The organism is uncultured Abyssibacter sp. (genome assembly GCF_964000955.1).
Classification (GTDB): Bacteria; Pseudomonadota; Gammaproteobacteria; order Nevskiales; family OUC007; genus Abyssibacter.
In genome coordinates, this window is sequence record NZ_CAXFCL010000128.1 from 1 (window position 1) to 8,718 (window position 8,718).

At 64.5% G+C, this 8,718-nt stretch carries 8 protein-coding genes; 5 read left to right on the forward strand and 3 right to left on the reverse strand.

Annotated elements, in window-relative coordinates; translation table 11 throughout:
• Positions 1-331: 331 nt before the first annotated feature.
• Genes ABNS06_RS05875 through ABNS06_RS05885 form a run of 3 tightly spaced genes read left to right on the forward strand, consistent with a single transcriptional unit; the run spans position 332 to position 2,831 of the window.
• Positions 332-1,126: an iron-containing redox enzyme family protein gene (locus tag ABNS06_RS05875; protein ID WP_348673183.1), complete on the forward strand. Its 795-nt coding sequence runs from the start codon at positions 332-334 to the stop codon at positions 1,124-1,126.
• Positions 1,116-1,871, forward strand: coding sequence for a methyltransferase domain-containing protein (locus tag ABNS06_RS05880; protein WP_348673184.1), 756 nt, complete (start codon positions 1,116-1,118; stop codon positions 1,869-1,871). The genes ABNS06_RS05875 and ABNS06_RS05880 overlap by 11 nt, the downstream gene beginning before the upstream one ends.
• A 54-nt stretch (positions 1,872-1,925) precedes the next feature.
• Positions 1,926-2,831, forward strand: a complete 906-nt coding sequence (locus ABNS06_RS05885; RefSeq protein WP_348673185.1) for an alpha/beta hydrolase — start codon at positions 1,926-1,928, stop codon at positions 2,829-2,831.
• A gap of 12 nt (positions 2,832-2,843) precedes the next feature.
• Here ABNS06_RS05885 and ABNS06_RS05890 read toward each other — a convergent pair whose 3' ends face one another.
• Both ABNS06_RS05890 and ABNS06_RS05895 read right to left on the reverse strand, forming a co-directional pair.
• Positions 2,844-4,085 carry an acyl carrier protein gene (locus tag ABNS06_RS05890; protein WP_348673186.1) on the reverse strand — a complete coding sequence of 414 codons (1,242 nt, stop codon included), beginning with the start codon at positions 4,083-4,085 and terminating at the stop codon, positions 2,844-2,846.
• Positions 4,082-5,503 (reverse strand): fatty acid--CoA ligase family protein, encoded by a 1,422-nt coding sequence (locus ABNS06_RS05895; RefSeq protein WP_348673187.1) that lies wholly within the window; start codon positions 5,501-5,503, stop codon positions 4,082-4,084. Before ABNS06_RS05895 ends, ABNS06_RS05890 begins: the two co-directional genes overlap by 4 nt.
• Before the next feature lie 252 nt (positions 5,504-5,755).
• On the opposite strand from ABNS06_RS05895, the gene ABNS06_RS05900 reads away from it, so the two are divergent.
• Both ABNS06_RS05900 and ABNS06_RS05905 read left to right on the forward strand, forming a co-directional pair.
• Complete coding sequence (locus ABNS06_RS05900) at positions 5,756-6,628, forward strand: sulfotransferase (protein ID WP_348673188.1); 873 nt, start codon at positions 5,756-5,758, stop codon at positions 6,626-6,628.
• A 4-nt stretch (positions 6,629-6,632) separates the two neighbouring features.
• Positions 6,633-7,526, forward strand: coding sequence for a glycosyltransferase family A protein (locus tag ABNS06_RS05905; protein WP_348673190.1), 894 nt, complete (start codon positions 6,633-6,635; stop codon positions 7,524-7,526).
• Between the two features lie 102 nt (positions 7,527-7,628).
• Here the strand turns inward: ABNS06_RS05905 and ABNS06_RS05910 are convergent, their stop codons facing one another.
• Positions 7,629-8,474, reverse strand: coding sequence for a glycosyltransferase family 2 protein (locus ABNS06_RS05910; protein ID WP_348673192.1), 846 nt, complete (start codon positions 8,472-8,474; stop codon positions 7,629-7,631).
• Positions 8,475-8,718: the final 244 nt, after the last annotated feature.

Below are 8,718 nucleotides of genomic sequence, written 5' to 3' on the forward strand. Positions count from 1 at the left end.
GACACCTATCTGGACATTCGCTCGCGCATGCATCGGCATGTGCTGGCCGACAGGAAGCCCGAGGAGCCGGAGCAGGTCATGGCCGGCTCGGCGGCGGTGGTACGGGAGCAGTGGACGCGATGGCTCCACTGATGGAGTTTCGGTCTGCCGGATGATGATGTGGGCAATGCCCCGTCAATCCTGCTAAGTTCTCCGGCGATGGGGAGGGGTGCTGGTCGCACGCGGACACGCGCGTTCCGCGGGGTTCGATGGCGGATCGGCGCCCCAATTGGCAAAGGTGGCGGGGTGCGGCTCGCGCTGACCCGGGCTGTCCATGCGAACGGGCAAACCTATGATGATGACGCGACCGGTGGATCAACCGGCTGAAGCGCCCGCTCGGTCTTCTCTGGCATTGCTGTATCAGGGAAGCGCTGCCGAGTTCGTCGAGGTGCTCAAGTCAGAGGCGTTGGGGCACAGTGCCGTGCGGCACCCGTACCTGCGGCGATTCGCGCAGGGCGAGTTTCCGTCCATGGATTTTGCGGTGCGAGACTTCGCGTTGCAGTACTACGTGTACAGCTCCGGCTTCACGAGCTACCTGCAGGCGGTGATCAATGGTCTGGCGATCAAGCGGCATCGAGAAGTCCTGTCGGAAAATCTGAGAGAGGAACAGGGGTTGGTCGGACAGGATTGCGACCACACGCCTCACGCTGAACTATTCGATCGTTTCCGCCGCGCTACCGGCGTTACCGAAGCGATCGAGCGGGCGTTCGTGCCCTGCACTACGGTGCGTGTCTGGCGCGATCTGTTCCTGCAAAAATGTCAGTCCGGACAGGTTGGTGTCGGCATCGGCGCCATCGGCATCGCGACTGAACTGCTGGTGTCCGACATCTATCGGCAGTTGCTCGCGGGGATTCGGGACCATACCTGCCTCGCCGCTGAACACGAGCACTTTTTTGAACTGCACATCGAATGCGATGACGGCCATGCGGCGTCCCTGCTCGCGATCACCGAAGAGCTCTGCGACAACCCTGATGTGAGGGAGGCGGTGCGCTTCGGTGTGATCTCCTCGTTGAACCTGCGTACGGCGTTCTGGGACGTTCTGCTCGCCCGCGCCAGCCAGCCCGACCGAATCGCTCATGGACACTGAAAAACTCTACGACGTCAACGCCGACAAGTGGGCCCGCCGCGAGCCCTCGAGCCTCTCGGATTTCACCGGCCGGCCACCGGTGTTCGAGCTTTGCGGCGATGTTGCCGGCCAGACGGTGCTGGACCTCGGTGCCGGCGAGGGCTACTGCAGTCGGGAGCTCGCCCGGCGCGGCGCGGCCCGGGTCATCGGCGTGGAGCTGTCCGGAGAGATGGTGGCGTCGGCTCGGCGTCAGGACGAGGCTGACGGGTACGGTCTCGACTTCCGGCAGGGGGACGCGACGCAGCCGGTGTCCGTTGATGACCAGAGCATGGATCTTGTTGTCGCGGTGTTCCTCTACAACTACCTCACGGTCGATCAGATGCGGAGGTCGTTCGCCGAGGTGCATCGGGTGTTGCGTCCCGGTGGCCGCTTCGTGTTCTCGGTGCCTCATCCCGCGCTGGGTTTCATTCGTACTACCCATGCGCCGCCGTTTTATTTCGACGTGCGGGGGCGCGGCTACTTCAGCGGCGTTGATGAGCGCTTCCCCGGTGAGATCGCCCGGCGCGACGGAACGCTGCTCCCCGTTCAGATGGTTCACAAGACCTTCGCCGATTACTTCGACGGCCTGCGCGAAGCGGGTTTCCGAGCGCTGCCCGATATCAAGGAGCTGGGCGTGACCGCCGAGCATCTCGCGCTGGACCCGGAATTCTTCGGTCCGGTGGCGGATATTCCGCTGCATCTGGGTGTGAGGATCGTCCGAACCTAGGGACATGACGCTCGGGTTTGTCGCCACTGGCTGCTTTCGGCCGCGTTCCCGCGCATGAGAGCGGTGTCGCCTGAGCGACGCCGGCCGAGCTGCGGCTTTGCGTTCGTCGTACTGATCGCGGCCACCGTGCTCCATGGCTGCTCCGGCGATCAGGGCTTGCCGGTCCACCCGCGCCATACCGTGGTGCCCGACCTCGTTTACGCCAGCTACGAGGATCGGGAGCTACGCCTGGACCTGTTTCTGCCGGACACCCCCATCGCGGTGCCGACGCCCGTGGTCATCGCCATTCGTGGCGGAGGGTTTCGGCGCGGTGACAAGGCGGCGTTCGGGCCCATGGCGGCCGCGTTGGCGGAGCGAGGCATCGCCGCCGCGAGCATCGAATACCGGACGTCTTCGGAAGCGCTTTTCCCGGGCGCGATCGAAGACTGCAAGGCGGCTGTCCGCTGGGTTCGCGCCAATGCCGATGCCTACGGGCTGGACCGGGATGCGATCGGACTGTTCGGCGCCTCGGCGGGCGGGTACCTCGCCGCCTTCGTGGGGGCGACGGCCGACGTCGGGAGTCTGGAGGGAGCAGGTGGCTCGCCCGGTGCCTCAAGCGCGGTGCAGTCGGTGGTCGCACTCGCTCCGGAGTCCGGGCCGACCGATCGCAGCTGGTGGGCGGAATTTCTGAACGACGAAGGCGCTCCCGACACGGAGACGCGCGCGTTCGCATCCGTCCTGAATCAGCTTGATGAGGAGGCGGAGCCGGATCTGCTGTTGATCCATAGTCGGCAGGACACGGTTGTGCCGATCTCGCATTCGCGGGCGTTGCTGGAGGGGTATCGATCGACGGGCAACTCGGCGGCGCTGATGGAGATTTCTCTGGCGCCGCATGCCTTCTGGTACTCCCCGCTGTGGTTCCTGCTGGCGATGGATGCCGCGGCCGACCATTTTGCGCAGACGCTGATCGTGTCGCCCTGATGGCCCGATGGTTTACCGGATAGGTGATGGGCCGGGTGCTGGCTGGCAGATCGTGGCGTCCAGCAGGGCCTTCAGCTCGCCTCGGGCGCGGAGTTTGTCGAGCACGAGGTGACCGAGCTCGTCATCCGCGACTTGTAGCGGCATCCGCGTGGCACCCGAAGCGCGTGCGATCGCGGTCGCGAACTTCTGATCCCGCGTTTTCTCGGCGCCATAAATCAGCAACAAGGTCATTCCCCGACCGCTCGTTCCGGTTCGCGTGCGCCTGACCTTGCGCCAGCGGGCAAGGCGTTGGCCGTGCTCGAAGCGGCCGCCGACGCTGACGCCCAGCTCGGCGCCCAGTTGCTGAGCCGCGACAATCGCCGGGTATCCGCCGCCGCTGCAGCCCAGGGTGCGCAGTGACGCGTAGTCTCGCAGCACCGCGAGTTCACCCACGGTGTTGATCACCTCGTCCAGTGTCGTGCCGAGGTGGGGAGCACCGCCTTCGAAGCTTGTGCGATGACCATCGGCGATGATCAACAGGTCGAAACGCGACGGGTCGATGTACTGCAGGAACACGGGCAACGGCATCATCATGCGCGAGGCGCGCGTCGTGAAGCACAGGAGCAGCGACTTGTCCCGGCGCTCGCCCGGGCCGACGCAATGGCGGATGCCGGGCGCAACGCGACAGGCTTGGAACGGCGCGGGCGCTTCCCGCGGCGACTGCGCGTCCAGGGCATCAAGGCGTTCGAGCCACGCTTTGGTGTCCGGGTGGAGTTCGGCACCGGTCGGCGAGGGCTGCCGCGCCCAGGTTCGGATTTCCTCGAGCTCCGGCGGCGTCAGCCGGTTCTCCAGACTGATGTGGAGCTTGTTCAGCTGGTTCGCCGTTCTGCTGAGTCGAAGTCCACGCCGGTACAGCCGCACGCTTTGTGGATGGTTCGCCGGGGAGGCCGTGTCGTCGACGGCGATCACCGTCTCGCCGAGCGTGGGCGGTTTTGCGGTCTGCGTCCTCGCGGCGACGCATCGGGCCAGTTCACCCAGTGAGGAGAATCCGGCCAGCTCGTCGGGAAGCACTGAAACTCCGTGCTCGACCTCCAGCGCGATCAGCAGTTCCATGCGCGCCAGGCTGTTCAATTCCAGCTCGGCCAGCGTGATGTCGCCGCGCTCCTCGACGAATGCGCGGATCGCGGATTTCGGGAGGTCTCCCAGCGCGTTGGCGTAGTCCAGTGCGTCCAGAATGGTCGGCCGAACGGCGCCTGGCGTGATCGGAGGCTTCATTCGGCAATCAGCGCCTGTGCCGCGTCGCGCTGAATCTTTCCCGTCCGGTTGCGCGGCACGTGATCCACGAGAACAAACTGCCGCGGGCATCGCAGCCCGAGTCGTTCGCGCGCGAAGCTGCGAAGGTCGCCCGGGTCCAGCGCCGCGCCCGTCTTCGCCTGAACGATCGCGACCGGGATGGCGCCGTGCACCGCGGAGTGTCGGGGTACCACGGCCACATCCTCGACAGCGCCGTGTTGGCGGATGCAGGTTTCCAGCTCCTGCGGGTAGATGTTCATGCTGTTGAACACGAACATGTCATCCCGACGACCCCGCAGGACCAGTCGGTTGTGTGCGTCGAGGAACCCCAGGTCGCCGGTGTGAAACCAGCCATCCACCAGGCGGCGAGCCGTCTCTCCGGGGTTCCCCAGATAGGCACGAAAAAGACCATCGGCGCGGATCAGAATCTCGCCCGGCGCTTCCGCCGTCGCGGTCGGCGTATCTGGATCCGTGGGCGCGATGCGCAGCTCGATGCCCGATAGCGGAACGCCCACGGATTCTTCGGCGTCGTGTTGCCCAGGCCCGGCGAAGGCGATCGCGCCGGTCTCCGTCGTCCCGTAGCCCGTGTAAAGCGTCGGGGTGATGTGGTCCATCAGGGCGTTTCTCAGCGCGAGTGGCACATGCGAGCCACCGATCTTGAGCGTCAGGTTGCGCAGGGCCTCCAAGTCTCTCGCACCGAGCAGATCGCGTGCCTGAAACGCTGACACGTGCAGCACGTTCACTTCCAGTGCGTCGCATTGCGCCGGCACCGTGTCGATGCCGGTTGTCTCAAGAAACACGTTGGCTGCGCCCTGGGCGACGCAGTACAGGCGGTGGCGCTTGGCAAAGTTGTGCTCGATGCCCGCGATGCACGCGAACCGCTCCTGCGGCGAACCGATATGGCGCGGAGCCTGACTGACCAGATCGTTGTCACCCAGTACGACCAGTTTGGGTGCACCGGTCGTGCCCGAGGTCGACAGATAGATCAGCCCGGCCGAGCCCTTGGCTGGTCGGTCGGTCACCGATAACGATGACGTGTCAGCGGCGCTCAGGCGCTTGATGTCCTCCTCCCCGAGCCGATGTGTCGCGTTGATCCGTTGCGCCAGTTCGTCGCGGAACGAGGGTGGTTCGTGGCTGGGCAGGGCGAGCTGGCTGCTGCCGAGCGCCGCGAGCGCCAGCGAGGCGATCAGGTGCGGGACCTCGGCTTCGCAGGCAAGCGCGACGGTTGAATCTGACGTGACGCCCATCTGCATCAGCGCTTCCGCACAGCCGTGGACGCGACGGGCCAGGGTTGCATAGTCGAGCGTGCCATCGGACGTGACGATCGCCGGTGCCGACGGGGTATGCCTGGCATGGGTCAGCAGGCGATCAAGCAGGCGGTGGTCGGCAGCGTCTGACACGGATCGAGTGGGTGGCCGAGGAAAGCGTGATTGCGGTTGACGTTCGCTGAATCGTACCCTGCCGGTCCGCCGATTTCAGGCCATTGACCGCTGGTTGCAGGCTCAGGGTCCGTGTCGGGCGTCAGGGGCCGGAGCGTCCGATGGCTACGGCGCCGATATTCCGTTCCCGTGGTCGAGCTAGCGAAACAGGATGTGCGATCCTGTAGATGTTACGCGCGCAGATACGCCTCATCGCGTTTCCAGGACGCACCCATGCACGAAGCTTCAACCCACAACCGGATTGAACGGCGATTGTTCATGTTCGGCTGTCAGCGCTCCGGAACGACGCTGCTTCAGGTCGCGCTCGCGCGGCACCCGGACATTTATTCCACTCCGGAGACCGAGTTTTTTCGCAATACGGTCGGTTCCCGTCGTGGCTGGTTGGCCAGGTTGGGCCTGACCACCGGCAAGGAGCGGCATGGTTTGCGGAAGACTTGCGAGGCAATGCGTCTGGACGGGCAGCCGCTTGAGTACAAGCCGTCGCTGTTCTACCGCACGACGGTCGACACCTTCCGGGACTATCTGGATTCACAGGCGCTGAGGGCTGGCTGCTCGATGTGGCTGGAAAAGTCACCGGAGCATCTGTTTCACGTGGATGTGATTCGCAAGTACATGCCGAACGCCCGCTTCATTCACATCTTCAGACGCGGAGAGGACGTCCTGGGGTCGATTCTCGACCGCGCGTTCAAGTATCTGCACCCGGCGTCTCGGTTGCGTGATCCCATGGACGGCGTGCAGCGTTGGAATCGGGCGATTCACGAGTCCTTGCGTTACGTGGACAGCCCAGGGCACGCGTTTGTGGAATTCGAGTCTCTTGCTCGGGTGCCGGAGGTGACGTTGCGCCGATTGTGCCGTCAACTGGACATTCCCTACGTGCCCGAACTGACCGACAGCGGCGAGCTGGATCAGGTGATCTCGCGCAGCCGGCCGCACCTCGCCAACTCCTCCGACCCGATCGAGATGCCGGAATCCAAGTTCGAGGCGCTGGTGCCGGACGAGGACAAGGAGCAGGTGCTCGACGCGCTGGATACCGAGGCCCACCAGCAGCTGGTCGATCGCTTTGGCCTGCCGGATGCGGGTGAATGATCCGATGACCTGGTCCATCGTCCTGCCAACGCGGAACCGGATGCAGCTGCTACCCGATGCGATCGGTAGCGTGTTCGCTCAGGGGGAGACCGACTGGGAGCTGGTGGTTGTTGACGACGGTTCCACCGATGGCACCGAACAGTGGCTCGCGACGCTGAGCGACGATCGGGTCCGGGTTTTTCATGTCGCGGAGGGCGAGACCGGGACCGGTGTCGCTGGAACGCGCAATTTCGGGGTGCGGCAGGCTCGCGGCGAATGGGTTCTGTTCCTGGACGACGATGATCGATTGTATGGTCAGGTTCTGCGGCAGATGCAGGTCGCCGTCCGTGACAATCCGGATGTCCGCTGGCTGTGGGGCGCGCGGTGGATGACCGATGGTGAAGGTGTGCTCAAGCGCAGGGAAAACGCGGAGTCGTTGCGTGTTGGGCCATCATCCGGTGAACAGGCTCACCTGGCGGCGGCCAAGCTGGTGACCAGCGGTCTCGCCGTCCATCGCCAGACGTTTGTCGCGCTTGATGGATTCGATGAGGCGCTTTGCGTCTCCGAAGACCGCGATCTGATCTACCGGTTGATCAGCCATGACCATCCCGGGGTGCGGCTGGCCGCCCCGACCGTATGGTTTCGCGAGCATGATGGACCGCGAGCGAGCGACGGGAGCGACTACGCGAGCAAGAACGCATCCGACGCGCGCGTCGTCGAGAAGAATCGGGCGTATCTCGCCGCGCATCCCCAGGTTTTCGTGATGCATCTGCATCGCGTGGCCACCCGCCAGCGCAAGGCCGGTGACTTCGAATCCGCCCATGCGACGATGCGGGAGATCCTGCGTATCCAGCCCTCGAACTGGAAAGCTCGGCGTCGGTGGATGACCTGGCGGCGTCACAATCCGTCGATGCCCTGAGTTAAGGAAGCACTGATTTATTCACACCACCAAGACGGAGCCGGTTTTCCCGCGGCAACTTGGCGGCGTGAATAAATCAGTGCTTCCTTAACAGGTGCCGGCTCAACTCGGCGGCGTGGCCTCGTGAAGATTGAGGCCGAATTCCGTGACCGTGCGACGCGATTGCCTCGTTTCCGCCCGGATCGCCCGATTCTTGCGGATGCCTTCCTCGTTCCGGTAGCCGCGAGAATGATCCAGGTGCAGCATGCCGGTGGAGTAGCGCATCATGATCGGCTTGATGCCCGCGTTCATCAGCCGTTCGCCGAATTCACGGTCCTGGCCGCCGTAACCCATGCGCTCGTCGAACCCGCCGACCTGGATGGCAAGTGATCGCCAGGTGGACGAGTTGTTGCCGTTCCACGAGCGATTGGCCGGCGTCAGCCGGTTGGCCCACCGGGCTTGCCGGGGCGTGGCGGTGATCTTCAGCAGCTTGTTCCACGGCGCGGTGACGTCGTGCGCGCGCAGCCACGCGCCATCGAAGACGCGCCCGGATGCGACATCGTCCTCGCCAATGCATTCGCTGGTGGACATCGGGAGCTTGAAGTAGCCCCCGGACAGGAAATGCCCCGGCCGTCGCATCGACAAATGGGTGGCGATGAAATCCGGCTTGGGGATGCAGTCACCGTCCGTGAAAATCAGGTAGTCCGACCGCGCGGCAAGAATCGCCTTGTTCAGGATGCGACATTTCTGGAAGCCATCGTCCTCGTGCCAGACGTAGTTCAGCGGCAGGTCGAAATGGTCGCAGACGGCTTCCGCGCGCTGTCGTGTCTCGGGCCGGGAACCATCGTCGGCGATGACTACCTCGAACCGGCGATCCCGCTGGTAGGCGAATCCCCACAGGCACTTTTCCAACCAGTCGGGCTGGTTGTAGGTGCTGATGATGACGGAGGATTCGTGGCGATCGGTCACGGCGTGCCGGATGTTCGGGGTAGGCCGAGTATACTGAAGCGCATGCGACGATCCGTGTTTTGGGGTGCTCCGAGCGGGCTCGACCTGGTCAGATCCGTCCGGGCTTCCGGATGACACCAGAGACTGGAAAACCTGCGGCGCTGGTGTTCCGCAAGCGTCTGCTGGCGTACTCCGAGACCTTCGTGGCCAACCAGGGCTACGCGCTGCGGCGCCATCGTCCGGTCTTCGTCGGGTTTGAGCAGGA